This is a genomic window from Streptomyces sp. NPDC026659 (assembly GCF_040638245.1).
GTDB lineage: Bacteria > Actinomycetota > Actinomycetes > Streptomycetales > Streptomycetaceae > Streptomyces.
Genome location: NZ_JBEZXY010000002.1, coordinates 448295 through 470759 on the forward strand (window position 1 = coordinate 448295; position 22465 = coordinate 470759).

The following is a 22465-nucleotide window of genomic DNA, read 5'->3' on the forward strand; positions in this document are numbered from 1 at the left end:
CCGCTTCCCCGGGCCCTGTGGGGGGATCTCTGCCCGATGTTCGCCACCCTGCGCGCGCTGCGTGCCCTCGTCCTGCTCCTCGGCTTCTACCTGCTGAGCCTCCTCGTGCTCGCGGCGCTGGCCGGCCTGGACATCTCCCTGCTGGAGTATGTGCACGGCTACGCCGCGTTCAAGCTGGTCGGCCTCTCGATCGTCCTCGCCGTACCTGTCGTACGCGGCCTGTTCATGCTGCGCATCCCCAAGGGCGAGGACCCGCCCGGCATCGAGGTCACCGAGGCCGACGAGCCCCGGCTGTGGGCGCTGGTGCGCGAGCTGGCCGCCGAGGCGGGCACCCGGGCACCCGACCGCATCCTGCTCACCCCCGACGTCAACGCCTCGGTGCGCGAGGAGCCGCGCCTGCTCGGCCTGCTCCCGGGACCGCGCCGGCTGACCCTCGGTGTCCCGCTGCTGACCGGGCTGAGCGAGGCGCAGCTACGGGCGGTGCTCGGCCACGAGTACGGCCACTTCACCGGCGGCGACACCCGGCTGTCGGCGCTCGTGGTGCGCGGCCGGGTGCAGATCGGCCGGGTCATCGAGCGGTTCCACGAGAGCGCGCGCGACAAGGTGACCGAGGAACGCGCCCGCCAGGAGGAGGCCGCGGCCAAGCGGATCGCCAAGGGCAAGAAGCCCCACGCGATCGACACCGCGCGTGCCGGGGCGACGTACCGCGCGATGGCCTGGCTCTACACGCGGTACGGCAACTTCTATCTGCGCGCCTCGCTGTCCACGGCCCGCGCCCAGGAGTACGCGGCGGACCGTACGGCCGTACGCCTCGCCGGGCGCGACGCGACCGCCTCGGCGCTGCGTGAGCTGGCGGTCCTCAGCGACCGCTTCGAGTTCTACCTCGACTGCTACGCCACCATCGGTCTGTCGGCCGGTTCGATGCCGCCACGCGGCGAGTTCTTCCGCGGCTTCGGTCACCTTCTCGCGGCTCGCGAGGAGCAACTCACCGCCATGCGCGCCGAGTTGCCGATCGAGGAAGAGTCGCCGTACGACTCCCACCCGCCCCTCGCGGAGCGCGTACGCCGGATCGAGGAACTGCCCGCCGACGGTCGCACGGCGGACGCGGGCGGCCCGGCGCTCGCCCTGCTGACCAACCCGGCGCACACGCTGGCCCTGCTGGAGGACGCGGCCCTGACGGAATCGGCGCTGGCGCTGCCGCGCGCGGCGGACTGGACCGCGCTGCTGGAGGCGGCGATGGCCAAGGGGCTGTCGTCGGGGCGGACGCCGTTGGAACAGGCGCTCGGTGACTACACCGGGCAGCCGCCGACGCTGGAGGCGCTGCTCGGGGTCATGGACGACGGGCGGCTGTGGCAGGTGGCCGAGCGGCTGCCCCTGTCCGAGCAGGCGTCGGCGGCGAAGGGGCGGGCGTTCCGCGAGTTCGCCCGGCCCGCGCTGACGCGGTCGCTGCGGACGATGGTGCTGGCCGACCTCAGCGCGCGGTCGCTGCTGCGGTGGGAGTTCTCCTGGTCGCGCCCCGCTGCCGTACGGCTGCCCTCGCTGACGGCGGACACGGACGCGGACCCGGCCGCCGTGCTGGACGCGGCGGTGTCGGCCGCGGTCGCGGACCGCCCGGACACGGCGCCGCTGCGCGCGCTGCTGGAACGGGCGGCGGTACCCCTGACAACCGGCTCTTCGAACGTGAACGGACCCGTCGCCCCATGACCGTCCTGCTCTGGATACTGGCCGCCCTGGCCACCCCCTTCGTGCTCTTCGTCGCGTGGCTGGGCTGGGTGTTCCTGAAGGAGTTCTTCTCCGCGAAGGCCGAATACGAGTCCGCGGAGGAGTCCTCGCGCATCGATGACGAGGCCGCCGAGGCGGCAGCGGTGGCCGAGCGGCTCGGGCTGCTGCCCCTGGAGCGGCAGAACACCGAACTCGCCGCCCCGCTGCCCGCCGAGTGGGCCGCCGCGCTCGCCTCGGTCGGCCGTGGCGAGTGGCAGCAGGCCGCGCAGGTCATGCACGGCATCGGCCGGGACTGGGAGCGGCGCTCGGCGTTCACGGCGCTGCTCGGGGACAAGGCGGCCGAGGCCGACGAGTGGCTGCTGAGCTGGGAGGACGCGCGTCCCGACGACCCGGACGCGGCGGTGGTCCGGGCGAGCTCCACGGTGACCCTGGCCTGGAAGCTGCGGGGTGCGAAGCGGGCCGAGTACACCACGCACGAGCAGTTCGAGGGCTTCCGCCGGACGCTTGAGGGTGCTGCCCCCGAGGACGTGGCACGCGCGGCCGCGCTGAACCCGGACGACCCGACCCCGTACGTCAAGGAGATCTGGATCGCCCTCGGCCTCGGCCGTCCGAACGCCGAGATGGACACCCTGTGGGCCAAGCTCACCGAGCTCGCGCCGCACCACTACGAGGCGCACTTCTCGGCCCTCCAGTACTGGTGCGCCAAGTGGCGCGGCTCCGAGCGCCTGGCGACGAGCTTCGCCGAGCGGGCGGCGGCCGGTGCCCCGGCGGGAAGCCTGCTGACGGTCCTGCCGCTGATCGCCCACCTGGAACACGACGAGTCGGACGACACGGCGGCCGAGAACACCCCGGAGATGATCGCCCGCGTGAACACGGTCCTCGCGGACGTCACGGCCGCCGACCCGGCCCACCCCCGCCTGCCGGAGGTACGCCACCTGCTCGCGTACTTCCTCCGCCTCCAGGGCCGTAACAAGGAGGCGCTGGAGCAGTTCCGCCTGGTGGACGGGTACGTGGAGGCACTCCCGTGGCGCTACCGGGTCAACCCGGCGGCGGAGTACTGCGCCTTCCGGAACGCGACGGCGAAGGCGGCGGAGGAAGTGGCGGCAGAGGTGGCGGCGCAGGCGTGACGGGGCCGGAATGCGGGGGAGGCCCGGGCCGTTGCACTAACCGGTGGCCCATGAACCACCCCCGAACCACCCACAGGGAGACGAGACCCCATGCTCTTCGGCCGCACACCGCAGCTGCCCACCCCTGAGCAGGCGCTGGCGGGGCGCACCGTGCCCGCCTTCGAGGTCCCCGACCACCACACCGTCCTCGGCACCCCGCTGCTCGGCCCGTACCCCGAGGGCCTGGAGGTCGCGGACTTCGGCCTCGGCTGCTTCTGGGGCGCGGAGCGCAAGTTCTGGCAGCTCCCGGCGGGGGTTTACACGACGCTGGTGGGCTACGAGGGCGGCTACACCGAGAACCCGACGTACGAAGAGGTCTGCTCGGGCCTGACCGGCCACACGGAGGCCGTCCGCGTGGTCTACGACCCCGCGGTGATCTCCTACGACCGCCTCCTGAAGACCTTCTGGGAGTCCCACGACCCCACCCAGGGCTTCCGCCAGGGCAACGACGTCGGCACCCAGTACCGCTCCGCCATCTACACCCACACCCCCGCCCAGGCAGCCGCCGCGGAAACCTCTCGCGAGGCCTACCAGAAGGTCCTCACCGCCTCCGGCCTCGGCACGATCACCACAGAAATCCTCCCCGCCGAAGGCCGCGCCTTCTACCCCGCCGAGCCCTACCACCAGCAGTACCTGGACAAGAACCCGGCAGGCTACTGCGGCATCGGCGGCACGGGCGTGTCGTGCCCGATCGGGGTGGCTCCGGCGGAGGGCTGATCTCCTCCCCCGCCTCGGCCGTGGGCTAGGGCCGGTGGACAACCGTGTGCGGGTGGACGGGTAGCAGGTGGTCCGGCTGCAGCAGTGCGGTGTCCCAGTCCTCCGTGGCGGAGAAGCCGATGGGATCGGTCACATAGCCGAGGCAGGGGTTCTGGACGAGTTGGTGGAGGAGGGCGGGGAGGAGCTGGTCGGGGTCGGTCGTGCGGACGTCGGGGATGCGGAACGTCAGACGCTCGGCTGTCGCGGTCACGCGGCGGACCTCGGTGGTGAGGGCGTGGGTGGAGCCCTGCCAGCAGTAGAACTCGGTTTCCTCGTAGCCGGGGTCGGCGAGGGTCGTTCCCAGTTCTCGGGCGGTACCCAGGAGCGGCTCCGGCCTGCCCTGCCGCTTGCGGCGGAAGCCGAAGGGACGGCCCGTGTGGGGGGACGTGACCGAGAGGCCCGCTGCGTGGAGGAGGGCGGGCAGCGGGGCCGGAGGTGAGGGCGGCCGGTACCAGATCAGGTAGGGACGCGGGGCTGGGGCGGGGCGTCGGGCGAAGTGGGCCTCGACGATACGAAGCGCGTGCTCGGGAGCGACCGGCGGGCTCGTGTGGGCGTTGCTTCGGATGTGGGCGAGGAACTCCGGGGGCAGCGGCACATGATGTCGGCGGACGCAGTGCGCCAGTTCCACCGGCCACAGCCACGTGCCGTCGGTGACCAGACTGCCCGCACCGGTGATCCACTCGTCGTCGGTGATGAGGTCCCGCTCCGCTCCCATGGCGGAGAAGATCTCGGTGCCCGACCGCAGGTACGCGACGATCCGGTCCTCGTCGACCTCCCGGTCCCGCCCCCGCGCTTCCGCCACCGCCCGCCGGAGCGAGGGTGTCGGAGCGGACGCGTCCCCCGCACCGTGCAGCTCCCGGTAGAAGCCCGCCTGCCGGATCATCGCCATACCCCCTCTGACCTCGGCCGCCTCCACTCACGCTGTTACGCGCGGCGGTTCGTTGCCGACAGTAGTGGGGCGGGGAGTGTCATGGCTGTCGAGTTGGTGTACCGAGGTCTCGGTGCGCACGAACCGCCCCGGCGGGGGCTCGCCCCCGCAGACCGCGCCGGCGCATGTGCTGCTCGTCGACCTGGAGGCCGACTTCGCCGTGCGGGACGGGGTACGACCCCGGTCCGATCCCTCTCGGGTGAGGGATCGGACCGAGCCGACGCCTGTCAGATCGTCGCCGTGTCGATCACGAAGCGGTAGCGGACGTCGCTGTTCAGGACGCGCTCGTAGGCGTCGTTGATCTCTTCCGCGGCGATCAGTTCGATCTCGGCGCCGATGCCGTGCGCCGCGCAGAAGTCGAGCATCTCCTGGGTTTCGGCGATGCCGCCGATGCCGGAGCTGCTGAGGCTGCGGCGGTGGCCGAAGAGGGACTGGAGGGTGATCTGGACGGGCTCCTCGGGGAGGCCGACGTTGACGAGGGTGCCGTCGGTGCGGAGCAGGGACGCGTAGGCGGCGAAGTCCAGCGGCGCCGAGACCGTGTTGAGGATGAGGTCGAAGGTGCCGGCCAGTTCCTCGAAGGTCTTGGGGTCGCCGGTGGCGTAGTAGTGGTCGGCGCCGAGACGGAGGCCGTCGTCCTGCTTGCGCAGGGACTGCGACAGGACGGTGACCTCGGCGCCCAGCGCGTGGGCGATCTTGACGGCGACATGGCCGAGGCCACCGAGGCCCACGACCGCGACCTTCTTGCCCGGGCCCGCGCCCCAGTGCCGCAGCGGCGAGTACGTGGTGATGCCCGCGCACAGCAGCGGCGCGGCCACGTCCAGGGACAGCCCGTCGGGGACGCGGACGACGAAGTCCTCGTTCACGACGATGTTCTGGGAGTAGCCGCCGTAGGTGGGCTCGCCGTCCTTGCCGACCGCGTTGTACGTCCAGACGGTGCCCGTGCCGGTGCAGTACTGCTCCAGGCCCGCCTCGCAGTTCTCGCACACGCGGCAGGAGTCGACCATGCAGCCGACGCCGACCCGGTCGCCGACCGCGAACTTGGTCACCTCGGGGCCGACCTCGGCGACCACGCCCGCGATCTCGTGGCCGGGGACCATCGGGAAGATGCCCTCGCTCCAGCCGTCGCGGGCCTGGTGGATGTCGGAATGGCAGATGCCGGTGAACTGGATGTCGATCAGTACGTCGTGATCGCCGACCGGCCGTCGCTCGATGGTGGTCCGCTCCAGCGGGGCCTTGGCGGCGGGTGCGGCGTACGCGGCAACAGTGGTCATGCCGGGACTCTCCTGGTGGGGGTGGTGGTACCTGCCCGGCCGGGGTCCGGTCCGGGCACTCTTCCAGCCTGCCCCCGGTGGCCCCGGGGTGCCCAGTCCTCCCCTTTGCGTACGACCGCCGTGCCTACCACTGGCAAGGTCAGGCTCCCGGACCCACGCACAGGCGTAGGCACGGATACTGGCCATATGGACGAACAGCCGGAGGCGGGCGGCGGCCCGGCCCTGGACCGGCGGGCCGAGCTGAGCGAGTTCCTGCGCAGCAGGCGGGCCCGGCTGAAGCCGGACGACGTGGGCCTGTCCGGCTTCGGCAGGCAGCGCCGGGTGCCGGGGCTGCGCCGCGAGGAGCTGGCCCAGCTGGCCGGGGTCTCGGTGGCGTACTACACCCGCCTGGAACAGGGCAACGGGCGCAACGTCTCGGCGGAGGTGCTGGACTCCATCGCCCGCGCGCTGCGGCTGACCGACGCCGAGCACGCGCATCTGATCCACCTGGCCCGGCCGAAGGCGCACAAGAAGCGGCCCGCGGCCCGGCAGCCGCAGGTACGGGGCGCGCTGCGCGAGCTCCTCGACGCGATGGACTCGGTGCCCGCGTACATCGTCGGGCGCCGCTCGGAGATCCTCGCCTGGAACCGGATGGCGGCGGCCCTCTTCGGCGACTGGGCCCGGCTGGCCCCCGCCGACCGCACCTGGGCGCGGCTGGTGTTCCTGCACCCGCCGTACCGCGAGCTGTTCGTGAACTGGGAGCAGAAGGCGATCGACATCGTGTGCGCGCTGCGCATGGACGCGGGCCGCTGCCCGGACGATCCCCGGCTGTCGGCGCTGGTGGGCGAACTGTCGGTGAAGAGCGAGGAGTTCCGCAGGCTCTGGGCCACCCACGACGTCAAGGAACAGTGCCACGGCCTCAAGCAGCTGCACCATCCGCTGGTCGGCCCGCTCGCCCTCAGCTTCGAGAGCTTCCGCGCCACCGGCGACCCGGACCTCTCCCTGGTCACCTACCACGCCGAACCGGGCTCCCCCTCGGCCGAGTCCCTGCGCCTGCTGTCGAGTTGGGGCACAGACGCGGCCCGCGCCACGCTGTAGAGCCGCGCGGCGGAACAGCCGTGGACCAGGCGGGCACCCGGGGCGACTGCCCGGGTGCCCCCCACGTCAGGCGTCCGCGTTCTCCCGCACGGTGATCTTCCCCTTGCGGATCGTCGCCAGGCGCGGCGCCTTGCGGGCGATCGCGGAGTCGTGGGTGACCATGACGAAGGTCAGCCCCTGCTCCTTCCACAGACGTTCGAGTACGTCCATGATCTCGTCGCGCATGCTCTCGTCGAGGTTGCCGGTCGGCTCGTCGGCGAGCAGCACCTTGGGCTTCTTGACCAGCGCGCGGGCGATGGCGACGCGCTGCTGCTGGCCGCCGGACATCTCCGAGGGGAGGTGTCCGAGGCGCTCCCCGAGGCCGACCGACTCCAGCGCCTCGGCGGCCAGTTCGCGCCGCTGCTTGGTCTTGACGCCGAGGGGGACGAGGGCGGTCTCGACGTTCTCCTGGGCGGTGAGCGTCGGTATGAGGTTGAAGGACTGGAAGACGAAGCCGATGCTCTCGCTGCGCACCTTCGTCAGCCGGGCCTCGGAGAGCTTCGCCAGATCGGTGCCGTCGAGGACGACCTCACCGGAGGTGGGCCGGTCGAGCGCGCCCAGCATCTGGAGCAGCGTGGACTTGCCGCCGCCGGTGGGGCCCTGGATGACCAGCCGGTCACCGGCACCGATGGTGAGGTCGACGCCGTCGAGGGCCAGGACGGTGTCCTTGCCGCGGGTGTAGCGCTTGGTGACGTTTCTCAGTTCGTACATGGGGGCTCCTGGGAGGGGTTCGGGGTGGGCGGACACGGCCTGGGGCCGCGGTCGCTACTCCACGCGCCGCAGGGCGTCCGCCGGGCGCAGCCGGGAGGCGCGCCAGCCGCCGAAGGCGCCGGCGACCAGACCGCCGGCCACGGCGAGGCCCACCGCGAGGGCGATGGTGGTGACGCTGACCGGGGCGGTCAGGGCGACCTCCAGGGTCTTCGCCGCCTGCCGGCCGCGCTCCCCGAAGCCACCGCCGCCGCCACCGCCGAAACCGCCGCCCCCGAAACCGCCGCCGCCCCCGCCGAAACCGCCGCCCGTGCTGCCGAGCTGCGCCTGCAGAGTGGGGCTGATCGCGGTGACCGCGTACGCACCGGCCAGGCCAAGCGCGATACCGAGGGCGCCGCCGACCAGGCCGTTGACCATGGCCTCACCGGCCACCTGGCGCACCACCCGGCCCGACTTCCAGCCGAGCGCCTTCAGCGTGCCGAACTCGCGCACCCGGCGGGAGACGGCGGCCGAGGTCAGCAGACCCGCGACCAGGAACGCGGCGATCAGCACGGCGATGGAGAGCCAGCGGCCGACCTTGGTCGCGAGGGAGGAGGCGGTGGAGAGCGAGCCGGAGACCGTCTTGGCCAGGTCGGCGGAGGTGGTGACCGTCGTACCGGAGACGTTCTTCTGGATGACGGTCTTGACGGCGGAGATCTGCTGGGAGTCGGTCGCCCGGACGTAGACCGTGGTGACCTTGTCCTTCTCGTCCGCGAGGGTCTGGGCGCGCTTGAGCGGGATGTAGAGGTTGGCCGCCGCGTCGCCGCTGTCGGCGGTGGCGATGCCGATCACCTGGAACTTGGTGCCCTTGACCGTGACGGTCGAACCGACCTTGTACTTCTTCTCCTTGGCGTACGCCGAGTCGACGACGGCCACCGCCGCGTCGGTCTCGGACGTCTTGAACGTACGGCCGCTGGTCAGCTTGGAGGAGGACAGCGGGCCGAGGGCGGTGCGGGTGACGTCGGTGCCGAAGACGGTGTACTGGTTGATGCCGAAGTTGGCGCCGCCGCCCTTGACTTCGCCCTGCGGCTGGCCGGAACCGCGCGAACGGCCGCCGCCGGAGCCGCCGTTCTGCTGGAACTGGCCCCGGGTGAACTGCCCGTCGACCTTGAACACGTTGAGGCTGAGGCCGCCGACGGCCTCCGAAACGCCCTTCTGCGACGCGACCTTGGAGACGGTCGAGGAGGAGAGGGTGGTGAAGCCCTGCACCATGACGCGGTCACTGCTCTGCTGCGAGTCGTCGTCGCTGCCGCGCGCGTCGAACTTGAAGCGGGGGCCGGAGCCGCTGGAGCTCGGCGACGACGCCTTGGTGACGGTCATGTCGGTGCCCAGGCCGTACAGCGACTGGAGCACCTTGTCCTGGGCCGTGCTCATGCCGCTGGACACGGAGTTGACCACAATGACCAGGGCTATGCCCAGGGCGAGCCCGGAGGCGACGACGAGGGCCGCCTTTCTGCGGCGGCGCAGTTCGCGCCTCAGGTAGGTGAAGAACATGGCGGCACGGTAGGGAAGCTGCCTGATGGCTTGCTGAGGCCGCGCTGAGAGCGGGATGAGAAGCGCCGGAAAACGCCGGTGCCGCCCTTGTGAGAAGGGCGGCACCGGCGCGCTCGGGTCTGTCGGAAGAGGGGTGGGATCAGGCGGCCGAACCGGCCTTCCACTGGGCCCAGTCCATGTTCCAGCCGTTGAGGCCGTTGTCCGGGGACACGGTCCTGTCGCCGGTGTTCTTGATGACGACCACGTCACCGACCAGGGAGTTGTTGAACATCCAGGCGGCCGGGGTGTTCGGGTCGTTGGCGCCCTTGGTGTCGGACAGACCCACGCAGCCGTGGCTGGTGTTCACGCTGCCGAAGATGGACTTCGCGCCCCAGTAGTTGCCGTGCAGGAAGGTGCCGGAGCTGGTGAGGCGGATGGCGTGCGGCACGTCCTTGATGTCGTACTCGCCCTTGCCGTCGTCGTCGGTGAAGCCGACCGTCGCGCCGTTCATGCGGGTCTGCTTGAACTTCTCGGACATGACCATGATGCCGGCGTAGGTCTTGTTCTCGGGCGAACCGGCCGAGATCGGGATCTGCTTGATGACCTGACCGTTGTGCGTGATCTTCATCTGCTTGGTCGCCGCGTCGACGTAGGAGACCTGGTTGCGGCCGATGTGGAAGGTGATCGTCTTCTGCTGGACGCCGTAGACGCCGCTCGCGCCCTCGACACCGTCGAGCGCCAGCTTCAGCGTGACGGTGGAGTTCTCCTTCCAGTACGTCTCCGGGCGGAAGTCGATGCGGTTGGCGCCGAACCAGTGGCCGACGACCTCCTGACCGCTGCTGGAGGAGACGGTGATCCCCTTCTGCACGGCGGACTTGTTGGTGATCGCCTTGTCGAAGTTGATCGACACGGGCATGCCCACCCCGACGGTGCTGCCGTTGTCCGGGGTGAAGTTGCCTATGAAGCTGTTGGCCGGGGCGACCGTGGTGAACGAGGCGTTCTCGTGGGCGACGCGGCCCTTGGAGTCCTTCGCCTCGGCCGAGATCTTGTAGGTGGTCGAGCGCTCCAGCTGGGCGTTCGGCTTCCAGCTCAGCTTGTCGGCCGCGAGGGCGCCCTCGATGTCATGACCGTCCGAGGTGGTCATGTGCACATCGGTGAGCTCGCCCTTGGCGACCTTGACGGTGGCCGAGTTGTTGATGGAGGCGTTGTTCGAGCCGTCCTTCGGCGTGATCGTGATCGCTGCCTCGGACGACTTCGCCGCCGCGGCCTCGTCGGCCTTGGCCTGCGAGCTTTCGCCGCCGTCCGCCGCACTGGCGTCACCGCCGCCGGAACAGCCCGTCAGTACGAGCACACCACCGAGCAGTGCGGACGCGACCGTGAGGCCCTTGCGCCGCTTACTGTCCGTCATCACACGCTTCTCCATCGTTGCCGAATCCGAAAACCCCGAGAGTCCCTGCTGGAAGATCTCAACGTCACGGCCACACCGTCCCGTTCCCCGTTCCGGGGAGTTGTGGGACACGCCACGCTCCCGCGAAGGGGCCGGGATGCGCCGTGCTCTCCTGTTACAGACGAGAGAACCCGGACGGTGGTTGCCGTCCGGGTTCACACATGCCCCGGGACGCTCAGCCGATGCCGTCCTTCTCGTCGTCGTCCGCCCCATCATCCTCGTCCAGGTCCCACTCCGGCGAATCCGGGTCGTAGTCGATCTGCTCGCTGGACCAGGAGGCCTGCTGGAGCTCCACCCCGGGTACCCCGCTGACCAGCCCGAACGGATCGACGAGATACGCCAGAGCCTCTTCGGTGTCTTCCGTCACAGCGGACTCGGCGTGCGCCCGCTCGCTCTCCGGGACGTCCGGATCGCCGGCCAGGCGGTTGATCGCGGCCTGCGTCAGCTCGTCCTCGGCGGTCACCTCCAGGATCAGCTCCACCTGAAGCCGTACAAAACGTGATGTCTTTTCAGCGTCCATGCCGAGAGCCTAGAGCCGAAACCTGTCGTGACTTTCCTGTGACCCGCGATTTTCACTAACATCGCTCCACACGGCCAATTCGCCAGTGCCGCAAGGGGGATCGATATTCCGTGTCATCCGCTCGCCGTCCGCTGCTGACCGCCACCGCCGCGGGCACGCTGCTGTGCGCTCTGTGGTTCGTCCCGTCCGCGAACGCGTCCCAGGACGGTCTCCCGAAGAACGTGGTGGAGCAGTCGGCCGTCGCCGACTCCTCGACGCGGATCACCCAGCAGACCGCCACGGTGTCCGCCGACACCGGGCGGGAGGTGCCGGAGGGGGCCGAACCCCCGGAGGAGACCGAACTCGCCGACACCGGAAGCTTCGACACCACGCCGTACGTCGTCACCGGCACGCTGCTCCTCGCGGTGGGCGCGGGGTTCGTGGTGTATTCGGTACGCCGGGAACGGCTGGGTTTCTGAGGATTCCGGGGTTTCCGGGGCCGCCGGGGATTCGGGGGCTCCTGAGGTCCCCCGGGGTTCTTGAGGCTCCAGGGGCTTACGAGGCCGCGGTTTCCGGAATCACCGGAACCGCCCCTTTTCCCGGAGCGGTAATTCCGGCCATACTCCTTCCGCCCCGTGGAAATACCCGCGCCCTCAGCCGTGCGCCCGTTGCGCGTGCCGGGGCAGCAGGCCCACCAGCAGCAGCGTGACGACGTTCAGCGCGGCGGCGATGCCGAGGACCAGCCCGGCCGCGGCCAGGTACGACGACACCGATCCGCTCCCCACCCGCGCGAAGAACACCGTGCCGAGGGCGGCGACGCCTATCGCGCCCGCGAACTGCTGGACGGCGTTGAGCAGGCCCGCGCCGGTGCCGACCTCCTCGGGAGTGGCGTCGCCGATGATGAAGTCGACCAGCGGGACGAACACCAGCCCCGAGCCGAAGCCGGTGACCAGCAGTGCGGGGGCCAGTGTCCAGACGGTGAGGTCCGCACCCCGGTGGGCGACGGACCACCACAGGGCGAGCAGGCCCACCACGGCGATCGACAGCCCCAGGCGCAGGCTCGCGCGACCCAGCCTCTCGGCCAGTACGGCGCCCGCGAGCAGGACGGCGACGGCGGTGCCGAGCGCCCAGGGGATCAGCGTGAGCCCGGTGCGCAGCGGGGTCCAGCCCAGGCCCTGCTGGAGCAGCAGGTTGACGACGAGGACGAACGCGCTGAGCGAGGCGTAGAACCCGGCCACGACCGCGAGTCCGGCGACGAAGCCGCGCTTGCGGAACAGTGACGGCGTGATGACCGGGTGGTCGCTGCGCCGCTGGGAGGCGACGAACAGGGCGAGCGCGACGGCCGAGCCCGCCATCATGACGTAGGTCCAGGCGGGCCAGCCCAGGTCGCGGCCCTGGATGAGCGGGACGATCAGCAGGGCGGAGGCGGCGGTGAGCAGGCCGACACCGGTGAGGTCGAGCCGGGCGGTGCGGTCCTCGCCGCCACGGTGGGGCAGGACGCGGTGGCCGAGAAGCAGGGCGGCGACGCCGAACGGCACGTTGATCAGGAAGATCGGGCGCCACTGGCCGCCGAACAGGTTCAGGTGGAGCAGCCAGCCCGCCAGAATGGGGCCGCCCACCATGGTCAGTCCCATCAGCGGGCCGACCGGGGCGAGCGCCCGGCGCAGATGCTTCGGCGGGAAGACGACCTTCACCAGGGCGAGGCCCTGCGGGATCATGACCGATCCGAACAGGCCCTGGAGCGTGCGGGCGACGATCAGGAAGACCGCGTCCGGCGCGAGACCGCAGGCCAGCGAGGCCAGGGTGAAGCCGGTCATGCCGAGCAGGAACAGCCGCCGCCTGCCGAGCAGGTCACCGAGCCGCCCCGAGGTGACGAGGCCGAGCGCGAAGGCGGCGGTGTAGGCGCTCAAGACCCACTGCACGGTGACCTGACCGGCACCGAGGTCGGCGCGGATGGAGGGTCCGGCGAGGTTGGCGACGCTGGAGTCGATCAGATCCATGACGTCGGCCAGGACCACGACGACGAGAACGAGCCACGCGGTACGCAGGGGCGACGCGGTGGCGGGAGGTGCTTCGGAGGTGCGCTGATTGATGGACACGAACACCGTTCTACTCTGGAACAGTGTTCGTAACAACACGAACCTCGCTCCAAGTGACGTAGAACACTGTTCGCCGAGTTGGCTAGACTGCCCCCATGTCACCGACTCCGCAGCAACGGCGCGCAGCACGGCACGGCGCCGGACCGAGCACCTCCGCGACGCGGCGCGGGCCGTCCGGCGGGCGCAAGAAGCCGATCACGGTCGACGCCATCATCGACACCGCGTTCGGCATCGTGGAGCGGGAGGGCTACGCGGCCCTGACCATGCGGCGCGTGGCCACCGCGCTGGAGACGGGACCGTCCTCGCTCTACGCCCACGTGGTCAACAAGGAGGACCTGGACGAGCTGCTCATCGGCCGGCTGTGCGCGGAGATCGAGCTGCCCGAGCCGGACCCTGCCCACTGGCGGCGGCAGATCACCGACGTCTGCACGCGGCTGCGCGACCAGTACCTGCGCTACCCCGGCATCTCCCAGGCGGCCTTCGCCGCCGCCCCGTCCAACCTGGACACCCTGCGCGTCGGCGAGGGGATGCTCGCCATCCTGCTCGCCGGGGGCATCGCCCCCCAGGCCGCCGCCTGGGCCATCGACTCCCTGATGCTCTACGTCAACGCCTACAGCCTGGAGGTCTCCCTCGCGAACAGCCGCGTCGACCGCGGTGGGGAACCGGGTGCGGGCACGGGCTCGGGCGCGGGCGAGGCCCCGGGTGCGGACGGCTGGGTGGTCGGCCGCGACGAACTGCTGCGCCGCTTCGCCGCGTTGCCCGACACCTTCCCGCAGACCAAGCGCTACGCCGCCGAGTTGACCGCCGGAACCGTCCACGACCGCTTCGACTTCACCATCGGCCTGATGATCGACGGGCTGGGGGCCTCGGATCGGTGAATATGACATACGTCCGTTTGACGATCCTTTGACCGAGCGCGCATAGTCCGCCCCATGAGGAGATCACCGGGCGTGCGGCTGTGCGCCACCGCCGCCGTGAGCACGCTGTCCGTCGCCCTCGTCACGGGCTGCTCCGGCTCGGGCACGCGCGGCCGGGTGCCGAACGCCGCCGCACTGGACCGGTTGGTCATAGCCGAGGGCGAGCTGCCCGGTTACGAGATACGGCCCACCGACCCCGGCACCACCGCCGGTGATCCGCCCACGTCCGCCGAGGCCGCGTGCCGCCCCCTGCTCCCGCTCCTCGCCGGTACCGCGCCGGGCACCCCGGCGGCCCAGGTCAGCCGCACGGCGGCGGAGAAGGGCGCCCCGGAGACCCACGCGACGGCCCTGGACGGCCTGTCCGAGGGCGAGTTGAAGGACGCCGTGCGCCGGAGCATGGACCGCGACGTCACCGTGATCACCCTCGCCTCCTACGGCGGCGACGGCGCCCACCGTGCACTGCGCTCGGTCTCCGGCGCGGTACGGGCCTGCGCGGACGGCTTCGGCGGCACCGGCCCCGGCGAACGGCGCGCGTTCACCGCCTTCACCCCGGAGCACGCCTCGGACACGGGCGAGGAGTCGGTGGCCTTCGCGGCGACGGGCGGGGGCTCGGCGAGCGATGACACGGCCGGTGAGAACTCGGTCCACTTCCAGGTGGTCCGCCACGGCAGCACCCTCGCGACGTACATGACGATGAACGTCGGCGCGATGATGGCGCGTCGGGCGTACGCGGTCCCGGCCCGGGTGATCGGCGCGCAGTCGGCCAAGCTGCGCTGACGGACGGAGGGGGCGGGCGAGCCGCGCTGACGGCCAGGGGGCGAGCCGCGCCGACGGGAAGGGGCCCCGCCGTCGGACGCAGCCCCTCCTCCCCCTCAACTTCCTTACCGCAGCGGCCCGGTGACCGTCTCTGCGGCCGCGACGACGCCGCCCGCGCGGACGAACGCCTCGGCTGCGGCCAGGTCGGGCGCGAGGAAACGGTCCGGACCCGGCCCCTCGACCCCGGCGGCCCGCGCGGCGTCGATGACGGCCCGCGAGGCGGGCGCGGCCGCAAGGCCCTCGCGCAGCTCGACGGCGCGGGTGGCGGCGTACAGCTCGACGGCGACGATCCGCGTCAGGTTGTCCACGGCGGTACGCAGCTTGCGCGCGGCCGACCAGCCCATGGAGACGTGGTCCTCCTGCATCGCGGAGGACGGGATGGAGTCGGCGGAGGCCGGTACGGCCAGCCGCTTCATCTCACTGACCAGCGCGGCCTGCGTGTACTGCGCGATCATCAGCCCGGAGTCCACTCCCGCGTCGTCCGCCAGGAAGGGCGGCAGACCATGGCTGCGGTTCTTGTCGAGCAGCCGGTCGGTACGGCGCTCGGCGATGGAGCCGAGGTCGGCGGCGGCGATGGCCAGGAAGTCGAGGACGTAGGCGACCGGGGCACCGTGGAAGTTGCCGTTGGACTCCACCCGGCCGTCGGGGAGAACGACGGGGTTGTCGACGGCGGCGGCCAGCTCGCGCTCCGCGACCAGGCGGGCGTGCGCCATGGTGTCGCGTCCGGCACCGGCGACCTGCGGCGCGCAGCGCACCGAGTAGGCGTCCTGCACACGGGGCGCGTCGTCCTGGTGGTGCCCGGTGAGCTGGGAGCCCTTGAGCACGGCGAGCATGTTGGCGGCGGAGTCGGCCTGGCCCGGGTGCGGGCGGATGGCGTGCAGCTCGGGGGCGAGGACCTTGTCCGTGCCGAGCAGCGCCTCCAGGCTGAGGGCGGCGGTGACGTCGGCGGACTTGTAGAGCGTGTCGAGGTCCGCGAGGGCCATGATCAGCATGCCGAGCATGCCGTCGGTGCCGTTGAGGAGGGCGAGCCCCTCCTTTTCGCGCAGCTCGACGGGCTGGATGCCGTGCTCACGCAGCAGCTCACCGGCCGGGCGCACGGTGCCGTCCGGGCCCTCGGCATCGCCCTCGCCCATGAGGGTCAGCGCACAGTGGGACAGCGGGGCGAGGTCGCCGGAGCAGCCGAGCGAGCCGTACTCGTGCACGACGGGGGTGATCCCGGCGTTCAGCACGTCGGCCATGGTCTGCGCGACCTCGGGGCGGACGCCGGTGTGCCCGGAGCAGACGGTCTTCAGCCGCAGGAACATCAGCGCCCGCACGACCTCGCGCTCGACCCTCGGACCCATCCCGGCGGCGTGCGAGCGGACGATGTTGCGCTGGAGCTGGGCGCGCAGCTCCGGGCTGATGTGCCGGGTCGCCAGGGCGCCGAAGCCGGTGGAGACGCCGTAGACGGGGTCGGGCTTCGCGGCGAGCGCCTCGACGATCTCGCGGGCGGCCGCGAGGGCCGCCACCGCCTCGGCCGACAGCTCGACGCGGGCTCCACCGCGCGCCACGGCAAGCACGTCGGACGCGGTCACGCCGGAGGTCCCCACCACCACAGTGTGCATATCCATATTCAGGAGCGTACGCATTGAATTCCGCGCTGTCACCAGTGGATTGCGGTCTCACCCCTTACTTCTCCTGTGCTCCCGCTCACGGCGACGGGCTCCGTCACTCACGACGCCGGGCTCCGCGGCTCACGGCAGCCGGCCCCGGAAGCGACGGCGCTCGGGACGGGCGGGCGACGCCTCGTCGGCCAGCCGGACCACCGGATCGTCCGGCCCCTCCCGTCCCGCCACCACCGGACGGTCGGCCCGCTCCGCCTTGGCTTGGTACTGCGCCGCGTCCGCCAGCCGGAACAGCCGCCGCGCGTCCCGCACCGGCCCGATCGGGTCCTCCGTCGAGGCCACCCCGCACGCCACGCCCTCGCCCAGCTCCAGTTCCCCGGCCCTGCGGCACAGCTCGTCGGCCGCCTTCACCACGTCGTCGGCGGGCGCCCCCACCGCGAGCAGACAGAACTCGTCCCCGCCGAGCCGCGCCACGAGCGCCCCCGGCACCATCGCCCCGCACAGCGACAGCACCGAACCGAACCGCTCCAGCAACCGGTCCCCGACCGCGTGCCCATGCGTGTCGTTGACCCTCTTCAGCCCGTTCAGATCGCAGACGACGAGACTGACGGGCACACCCTCCACACGATGCCGCTCGATGGCCTCCTCAAGGCGTACGTCCACGGCCCGCCGGTTGGCGAGACCGGTCAGCGCGTCGGTGAACGCGAGCCGGTTCGCCTCCTCCAGCCGCTCGGTCTGCGCGATGCCCGCCGCCACGACCGCCGCGAGCACGGTCGCGAAGTCGGCCTCGCCCCGGTCGAACACCGGCGCGTCGGCCGCCCGCGCCACATACAGCTCGCCCCACGCCCTGCCGTGCAGCACGATCGGCGCCACGACACAGCAGCCCCGGCCCCGGCGGCGCAGGGCGGCGACCCGCTGGTGGAAGTAGCCCGGAGTACCCGCGGCAGGCCCCCGCGCGGTCTCCACCCACGCGTTCGGTCCGCCGCCCCCGGCCCACCGCTCGTGCAGAAACTCGGTGATCTCCGGGAACTGGTGCACCGGATACGCCTCCGCCTCCGGAAACTCCTCCTCGTCCTCCGCCCGCTCCCCCACGTTCACCAGCACCCGCAGCCGCCCCAGCCCCCGCTCCCACACCGACAGCGCGGCAAAACTCCCGTCGAGCGCCCGACACGCCCCGACCGCCGCCGCCCGCCACGACTCCGGCCCGGTACGCGCCGCCGCCATCCCCTGAGCCAGCGCCACCACAGCGACAAGCCGCTCGTCCTCACCCATTACTCCAGGTTAGGCAGCAAATGGGATGCTGGTGACTCTGGCGGGGCGATCAGGTGGATTGTGCGGAGTGGGCTGACCTGTAAAGCGCGGCGAGTTTCTCTTGGGGGCGCGGGGAACTGCGCGACCAGCCACAACGGCGCGCAAGCCGAACCACCCGGCCCAGCCAACCCCCGCCCAGGGGCGCGGGGAACTGCGCGATCAGCCAAGACGGCGCCGCACCCACTCACCGCCCCGGCGCCGCACGGCAACCCTCACTCGCCAGGCCACGCAGGCCGCCGCTTCTCGTTGAACGCCGCCACCCCCTCCGCCCGATCCCCGGAAAACGCCGTGGCCCGCCAAGCCGCGTCCTCGACCTCCAGCCCCGCCCGAAGCTCCAGCCCCACCCCCAACCGCAACGCCCTCTTCGCCGCCCGCAGCCCCACAGGCGAGTTCCCGGCGATCCGCGCGGCCAGCGCCAACGCCCCGTCGCGGTCCCGCCCCGCCTCCACCACCTGGTCCACCAGCCCCAGCCGCCCCGCCTCGTCCGCCTCCACGCGCCGCGCCGTGAAGATCAGCTCGGCCGCACGCGCCGCCCCCACCCGCCGAGGCAGCAGCTGCGTACCGCCGCCGCCCGGGATCACGCCCACCGACACCTCCGGCAGCCCCACCACCGCCGTCCCGTCGGCGACGATCAGGTCGCAGGCGAGCGCCAGCTCGAAGCCGCCGCCGAGTGCGAAGCCGTGCACCGCGGCGATGGTCGGCATGGGCAGCTCCAGCACGCCGGTGTAGGCCGCCCGAGCCACCGGCCGCTGGCGCATCAGGTCCGCGTCGGTGAAGGAGTTCCGCTCCTTGAGGTCCGCCCCGACGCAGAACGCCCGTTCGTGCGAGGAGGTCAGGACGACCACGCGCGCGTCCCGGTCGGCGGCCAGCGCCGCGCAGGCCGCCGTGAGCGAGCGGGCCATCTCCGTGGAGACCGCGTTCATGGCCTTGGGCCGGTCCAGCACCAGTTCCGCCACCTGCCCGTGCCGCCGCACCAGCACGAACTCCCCGAACCGCTCCTCGCTCATGACACCCTCCGGTTAACGCGGGTTAACTGAATCCGCCTCGATCATCGCAGCCCCGCCGGGCCCAGGGGAAGGCCGACCGACCCCGACGTTGCCCTGACTCGCCCCTGAGACCGCCCTACACCCGTTCGAGTGACATCTCGTTCGACTCCTCCCACACCGCCCACAGCAGCGCATAACGTGCGCGGTGGGGAGGGATGACATGACGCCGAGCAATTCGAGGACACCGGGGACATCGCGGGACGGCCGGTCCGGCACGCCGTCGAAGGCCCCCGCCTCCACCAGGCCGATCGCGATCACCCTGGCCGACCTGCCGGAAGCGACGGCCGAGCTGCCGCAATCGACGGCCGACCTGCTGGAGTCGCCGGAGGACACCGTCGTACCCCCGCCACGCCGGGGCCGGCACCGTCGTCCCCGCCCCCGCAAGGTGCTCCTCGCCGCCGGTGGCCTCGCACTCGCCGCCGGAGTGCTGAGCCTCGTACGCGTCGCCCCGGAGTCCGGCCTCGCCGGGCCCGCCACCGCCGAGGCCGAGCCGCAGCACGGCTGGGGCGCCGAGAGCACCGGCGACTCGCCGACCACGGCCGCGACGCTCGCCGCCGCGCCCACGGCACTCCCCTCGGCCGCCACGGCACTGGGCGGTACGCGCCCCGCGCCGACCGGCACGGACGCCGCCAAGGACGACAAGAAGTCGGCTACGCGGAAGACCCCCGCAGAAACGGTCGGCCAGGACACCCACTCCGCGGACACCCCGTCCCGCTCGGACACGGGCACAGACACCAGCACCGGCACCGGGACCGGCAGCCAGTCGCACAACGCCCCGCACACCACCGCCCCCGGCCCCGCGCCCGCCCCGGACCCCGACACGACGGCCCCCGCCCCCGCCCCGTCCCACACCGCGGCCCCCGCACCGGAACCGGCCCACAGCACGCCCCCGCCGAAGCAGAGCGGGGTGTGCCTGCTGGGCCTGTGCCTGCGCGTGGGCGGCTCGTAAGGGCGTAAGAACGAAGGGACCGCACCGCCCGCGCCACCCACGCAGCCGGTCGGCCGGTCAGGAAGGTCGGCCGGTCAGGAAGGTCGGCCGGTCAGGAAGGCCGACGCGAGAGAAGCCAGGGCTCGACCACGCCGAGGCCACGCACCGGCCGCTGCCACATGGGCTGGAGCGCGAAGCGGTAGGCGGGCGGCTCCTCGCCCTCCTTCTCGGCGGCGGCCACGGCTTCGGCGGCCTCCGCCTCCGAGGCGGGCGCGACGCCGGTCCGGATCAGTTCCTCGGCGAAGGCGCTGTCCACCAGCACGGCGTCGCGCGGGGCTATCGAGGTCAGCCGGGAGGCGAGGTTCACGGTCGTACCGAACACGTCGCCCATCCGGGTGGTCACCGTGCCGAACGCCATGCCGACGCGCAGCTCGGGCATCGTCTCGTCGTTGGCCAGCGTCTCCACCAGGCGCAGCGCGATGTCGGCGGCGAGGGCGGCGTCGTCCGCGACGTACAGCACCTCGTCGCCGAGGGTCTTGACGAGCCGGCCGCCGCGCGCGGCCACCAGGTCGGCGGCGGTCGTCTCGAACGCCTCGACCAGCTCGCCCAGTTCCTCCTCCTCCATCCGCCGGGTGAGGCGGGTGAAGCCGACGAGGTCCGCGAAGGCGACGGCGAGACGGCGGTCGACCATCTCGGCGTCGTCCACGGTCTGCATGACGCGGCCCGCGGAGGCGGCGAGCTGGCGCCGCCAGACGTAGACGAGGAATTCCTCCAGCTCGGGCAGGAGCAGCTCGATGATCGGGTACGTCACCTCGGTCCGGGTCATGCCCGGCTCGGGGGGCTCGGTCAGGCCCTCCAGGAAGGAGTCGATCTGCCACTCGGCCAGCCGGGCGGTGGTCTGCCCGGTGGACCGGGCGACCTGTACGGCCATCGCCTCGCTGAGCAGGCCCGCCTCGACCAGACCGGCGAGCCGTCGCAGGGCGAGTACGTCGGCCTCGGTGAGCGCCTTGGCCTGCCCGATGTCCGCGAAGCCCATGGCCCGCCAGAAACGGGAGGCCAGCTCCATGGAGACACCGGCGCTGCGGGCGGCCTGGAAGGGGGTGTAACGGCGCTCGGCGCCGAGGATCAGCTGTTCGAGGCGGAGGGCGAGCGGGTCGGCGCCGGGGTCGGGGGCATCGGGGTCCACCCGGCCCTCCGCGCCCGCGCCGGATCCCGTGTCGTCGACGCTCACGCCTGCTGCCCTTCCGATCTGCCGCGGTCAGGTACCGACCGGCCTCAACTCTACGGCAGGTGTGCGCCAGCTCACTCCGCTGGGACCGGCCGACCGGACCAACGCTCTCCGCCGCTGGAGCACCCGGGTCGCACAGGGCGCGGGATGCCTCCGGCGGTACGGCCGTCGTACACCCTCCGGCGCTCCCACGGGGACACGCGCCCCCCCCTGCTACGGTCCGGCCCCCCGAGGGCACTCGCCCCGCTGGGGCGCCCCCGAGACACCATCGGCCTCTCAGAAGGGGCGCGTGGGCGCCACGTACACGGCAGCGGGGCCGCAAGCCACGGCCCCCGCGATACGCCGGGCGTACGGCAGCGGAACGCCATCACCGCCCAGCTCTCCTACCGGCGGCCGCTCCCGAACCGCCCCGACTCCACCGCCGAAGACACCCCGAGCCCCCGCCCCCCGCCTCTGCCGACGAGACCAGGCACGGGCCCCTTCAGGACAGCCCCACCCCGCAGCCGCCCCACCCCCACCCGGCCCTACTCGGGCCGCAGATGCACGATGTCCCCCGCCCCCACAGCCTGCCGCTCCCCGTCCGCCGTCGTGATGACCAGCCGCCCGTCCCCGTCGATGGCGGTCGCCTCGCCCCGCAGCACCCGGTCGCCGGGCAGCTCCGCGCGGACCTGGCGGCCGAGGGTGGCGCAGCCCGCCGCGTAGGTCTCCTGGAGGCCGCTCGCGGCGGGGTCGCCGGAGGCCGCGCGCCAGCGGTCGTACCACTCCTCGAGCGAGCGCAGCACCGCGCGCAGCAGCGGGTCGCGGTCGGTGTTCACGGCGCCGGCCAGCAGGAGGGAGCCCGCCTGGGGCACGGGCAGTTCATCGACGCGCAGGGTGATGTTGAGGCCGACGCCGACGACCACGCCGTCCGCACCGGCCCGCTCGGCGAGGATGCCCCCGGCCTTGCGCTCCTCGCCGCCGACGGTGACCAGGAGGTCGTTGGGCCACTTCAGGGCCGTGTCGACGCCCGCCGTACGGGACAGGGCGGTGGCCACCGCGACTCCGGTCAGCAGTGGCAGCCAGCCCCAGCGCTCCATCGGCACCTCGGCGGGCCGCAGCAGCACGGAGAAGAACAGCCCCGAGCGCGGCGGAGCCGTCCACCGCCGGTCGAGCCGCCCCCGCGCCGCCGTCTGCGCCTCGGCGACCAGCACCGTCCCCTCCTCCGCCTCCCCCGCGTTCGCCCGCGCGACCAGATCGGAGTTGGTCGACCCGGTACTCGGCACCACGTCCACCCGCGACCACAGCCCACCCTCCCGAACCAGCGCCCGCCGCAGCGCGACGGCGTTCAGGGGCGGACGATCCAGATCGGACCAACGGCTGTTCTCTGCTGCATCACGGGGCGTCATCGGGGT

At 72.3% G+C, this 22465-nt stretch carries 20 protein-coding genes; 8 read left to right on the forward strand and 12 right to left on the reverse strand.

All coding sequences use genetic code 11. The features are described 5' to 3' along the window. Positions 1-36 precede the first annotated feature (36 nt). The 3 genes from AB0E91_RS06635 (at position 37) to msrA (ending at position 3605) form a co-directional block, all read left to right on the forward strand. Complete coding sequence (locus tag AB0E91_RS06635) at positions 37-1704, forward strand: M48 family metallopeptidase (protein WP_361776198.1); 1668 nt, start codon at positions 37-39, stop codon at positions 1702-1704. Next, entirely contained in the window at positions 1701-2849 is a 1149-nt protein-coding gene (locus AB0E91_RS06640) for a hypothetical protein (protein ID WP_361776201.1), read from the forward strand. Before AB0E91_RS06635 ends, AB0E91_RS06640 begins: the two co-directional genes overlap by 4 nt. Positions 2850-2939: 90 nt before the next feature. Next, positions 2940-3605 (forward strand): peptide-methionine (S)-S-oxide reductase MsrA, encoded by a 666-nt coding sequence (gene msrA, locus AB0E91_RS06645; protein ID WP_361776204.1) that lies wholly within the window; start codon positions 2940-2942, stop codon positions 3603-3605. A gap of 25 nt (positions 3606-3630) precedes the next feature. Here msrA and AB0E91_RS06650 read toward each other — a convergent pair whose 3' ends face one another. Together AB0E91_RS06650 and AB0E91_RS06655 are read right to left on the reverse strand one after the other, a co-directional pair. Then, a complete protein-coding gene (locus AB0E91_RS06650) occupies positions 3631-4527 on the reverse strand; it encodes a hypothetical protein (RefSeq protein WP_361776207.1) in 897 nt (298 codons plus the stop codon). Between the two features lie 272 nt (positions 4528-4799). Next, positions 4800-5843, reverse strand: coding sequence for an NAD(P)-dependent alcohol dehydrogenase (locus tag AB0E91_RS06655; RefSeq protein ID WP_361776210.1), 1044 nt, complete (start codon positions 5841-5843; stop codon positions 4800-4802). Between the two features lie 186 nt (positions 5844-6029). Between AB0E91_RS06655 and AB0E91_RS06660 the strand changes: the two genes are divergently transcribed. Continuing rightward, positions 6030-6920, forward strand: a complete 891-nt coding sequence (locus AB0E91_RS06660) for a helix-turn-helix transcriptional regulator (RefSeq protein ID WP_361776213.1) — start codon at positions 6030-6032, stop codon at positions 6918-6920. Positions 6921-6986: 66 nt separating this feature from the next. On the opposite strand, the gene AB0E91_RS06665 is transcribed toward AB0E91_RS06660, so the two are convergent. The 4 genes from AB0E91_RS06665 to AB0E91_RS06680 form a co-directional block, all read right to left on the reverse strand. After that, a complete protein-coding gene (locus AB0E91_RS06665) occupies positions 6987-7670 on the reverse strand; it encodes an ABC transporter ATP-binding protein (RefSeq protein ID WP_361776216.1) in 684 nt (227 codons plus the stop codon). 54 nt (positions 7671-7724) lie between these two features. Beyond that, positions 7725-9200, reverse strand: coding sequence for an ABC transporter permease (locus AB0E91_RS06670; RefSeq protein WP_361776219.1), 1476 nt, complete (start codon positions 9198-9200; stop codon positions 7725-7727). A 139-nt stretch (positions 9201-9339) separates the two neighbouring features. Further along, positions 9340-10587 (reverse strand): Ig-like domain-containing protein, encoded by a 1248-nt coding sequence (locus tag AB0E91_RS06675; protein ID WP_361776222.1) that lies wholly within the window; start codon positions 10585-10587, stop codon positions 9340-9342. A gap of 214 nt (positions 10588-10801) precedes the next feature. After that, on the reverse strand, positions 10802-11146 hold the full coding sequence (locus AB0E91_RS06680; RefSeq protein WP_161182469.1) for a hypothetical protein: 345 nt from the start codon (positions 11144-11146) through the stop codon (positions 10802-10804). 110 nt (positions 11147-11256) lie between these two features. On the opposite strand from AB0E91_RS06680, the gene AB0E91_RS06685 reads away from it, so the two are divergent. Continuing rightward, positions 11257-11604, forward strand: coding sequence for a hypothetical protein (locus tag AB0E91_RS06685; RefSeq protein WP_361776227.1), 348 nt, complete (start codon positions 11257-11259; stop codon positions 11602-11604). Positions 11605-11778: 174 nt separating this feature from the next. On the opposite strand, the gene AB0E91_RS06690 is transcribed toward AB0E91_RS06685, so the two are convergent. Continuing rightward, complete coding sequence (locus tag AB0E91_RS06690; RefSeq protein WP_361776230.1) at positions 11779-13224, reverse strand: DHA2 family efflux MFS transporter permease subunit; 1446 nt, start codon at positions 13222-13224, stop codon at positions 11779-11781. Between the two features lie 95 nt (positions 13225-13319). On the opposite strand from AB0E91_RS06690, the gene AB0E91_RS06695 reads away from it, so the two are divergent. Both AB0E91_RS06695 and AB0E91_RS06700 read left to right on the forward strand, forming a co-directional pair. After that, positions 13320-14102: a TetR/AcrR family transcriptional regulator gene (locus AB0E91_RS06695; protein ID WP_361776233.1), complete on the forward strand. Its 783-nt coding sequence runs from the start codon at positions 13320-13322 to the stop codon at positions 14100-14102. A 54-nt stretch (positions 14103-14156) separates the two neighbouring features. Next, positions 14157-14918 (forward strand): hypothetical protein, encoded by a 762-nt coding sequence (locus tag AB0E91_RS06700; RefSeq protein WP_361776236.1) that lies wholly within the window; start codon positions 14157-14159, stop codon positions 14916-14918. Positions 14919-15022: 104 nt separating this feature from the next. Here the strand turns inward: AB0E91_RS06700 and hutH are convergent, their stop codons facing one another. From hutH to AB0E91_RS06715, 3 genes are all read right to left on the reverse strand, one after another. After that, positions 15023-16561, reverse strand: a complete 1539-nt coding sequence (gene hutH, locus AB0E91_RS06705) for a histidine ammonia-lyase (protein WP_361777324.1) — start codon at positions 16559-16561, stop codon at positions 15023-15025. 129 nt (positions 16562-16690) lie between these two features. Beyond that, positions 16691-17833, reverse strand: coding sequence for a GGDEF domain-containing protein (locus AB0E91_RS06710; protein WP_361776239.1), 1143 nt, complete (start codon positions 17831-17833; stop codon positions 16691-16693). 251 nt (positions 17834-18084) lie between these two features. Further along, the gene (locus tag AB0E91_RS06715; RefSeq protein WP_361776242.1) at positions 18085-18879 is read right to left on the reverse strand and encodes an enoyl-CoA hydratase-related protein; all 795 of its coding nucleotides are present in this window, start codon (positions 18877-18879) and stop codon (positions 18085-18087) included. A 199-nt stretch (positions 18880-19078) separates the two neighbouring features. Here AB0E91_RS06715 and AB0E91_RS06720 point away from each other — a divergent pair, with 199 nt between their 5' ends. Continuing rightward, on the forward strand, positions 19079-19867 hold the full coding sequence (locus AB0E91_RS06720) for a hypothetical protein (RefSeq protein ID WP_361776245.1): 789 nt from the start codon (positions 19079-19081) through the stop codon (positions 19865-19867). 91 nt (positions 19868-19958) lie between these two features. Here AB0E91_RS06720 and AB0E91_RS06725 read toward each other — a convergent pair whose 3' ends face one another. Together AB0E91_RS06725 and AB0E91_RS06730 are read right to left on the reverse strand one after the other, a co-directional pair. Further along, entirely contained in the window at positions 19959-21077 is a 1119-nt protein-coding gene (locus AB0E91_RS06725; protein WP_361776248.1) for an adenylate/guanylate cyclase domain-containing protein, read from the reverse strand. A 521-nt stretch (positions 21078-21598) separates the two neighbouring features. Next, complete coding sequence (locus AB0E91_RS06730; RefSeq protein ID WP_361776251.1) at positions 21599-22459, reverse strand: biotin--[acetyl-CoA-carboxylase] ligase; 861 nt, start codon at positions 22457-22459, stop codon at positions 21599-21601. Positions 22460-22465: the final 6 nt, after the last annotated feature.

Bases quoted from the DNA above. Each gene is read 5' to 3' on its own strand.
- AB0E91_RS06635 (WP_361776198.1), top strand. From the start codon at position 37: ATGTTCGCCACCCTGCGCGCGCTGCGTGCCCTCGTCCTGCTCCTCGGC.
- AB0E91_RS06640 (WP_361776201.1), top strand. From the start codon at position 1,701: ATGACCGTCCTGCTCTGGATACTGGCCGCCCTGGCCACCCCCTTCGTG.
- msrA (WP_361776204.1), top strand. From the start codon at position 2,940: ATGCTCTTCGGCCGCACACCGCAGCTGCCCACCCCTGAGCAGGCGCTG.
- AB0E91_RS06650 (WP_361776207.1), bottom strand. From the start codon at position 4,527: ATGATCCGGCAGGCGGGCTTCTACCGGGAGCTGCACGGTGCGGGGGAC.
- AB0E91_RS06655 (WP_361776210.1), bottom strand. From the start codon at position 5,843: ATGACCACTGTTGCCGCGTACGCCGCACCCGCCGCCAAGGCCCCGCTG.
- AB0E91_RS06660 (WP_361776213.1), top strand. From the start codon at position 6,030: ATGGACGAACAGCCGGAGGCGGGCGGCGGCCCGGCCCTGGACCGGCGG.
- AB0E91_RS06665 (WP_361776216.1), bottom strand. From the start codon at position 7,670: ATGTACGAACTGAGAAACGTCACCAAGCGCTACACCCGCGGCAAGGAC.
- AB0E91_RS06670 (WP_361776219.1), bottom strand. From the start codon at position 9,200: ATGTTCTTCACCTACCTGAGGCGCGAACTGCGCCGCCGCAGAAAGGCG.
- AB0E91_RS06675 (WP_361776222.1), bottom strand. From the start codon at position 10,587: ATGACGGACAGTAAGCGGCGCAAGGGCCTCACGGTCGCGTCCGCACTG.
- AB0E91_RS06680 (WP_161182469.1), bottom strand. From the start codon at position 11,146: ATGGACGCTGAAAAGACATCACGTTTTGTACGGCTTCAGGTGGAGCTG.
- AB0E91_RS06695 (WP_361776233.1), top strand. From the start codon at position 13,320: ATGTCACCGACTCCGCAGCAACGGCGCGCAGCACGGCACGGCGCCGGA.
- AB0E91_RS06700 (WP_361776236.1), top strand. From the start codon at position 14,157: ATGAGGAGATCACCGGGCGTGCGGCTGTGCGCCACCGCCGCCGTGAGC.
- hutH (WP_361777324.1), bottom strand. From the start codon at position 16,561: ATGCACACTGTGGTGGTGGGGACCTCCGGCGTGACCGCGTCCGACGTG.
- AB0E91_RS06710 (WP_361776239.1), bottom strand. From the start codon at position 17,833: ATGGGTGAGGACGAGCGGCTTGTCGCTGTGGTGGCGCTGGCTCAGGGG.
- AB0E91_RS06715 (WP_361776242.1), bottom strand. From the start codon at position 18,879: ATGAGCGAGGAGCGGTTCGGGGAGTTCGTGCTGGTGCGGCGGCACGGG.
- AB0E91_RS06720 (WP_361776245.1), top strand. From the start codon at position 19,079: ATGACGCCGAGCAATTCGAGGACACCGGGGACATCGCGGGACGGCCGG.
- AB0E91_RS06730 (WP_361776251.1), bottom strand. From the start codon at position 22,459: ATGACGCCCCGTGATGCAGCAGAGAACAGCCGTTGGTCCGATCTGGAT.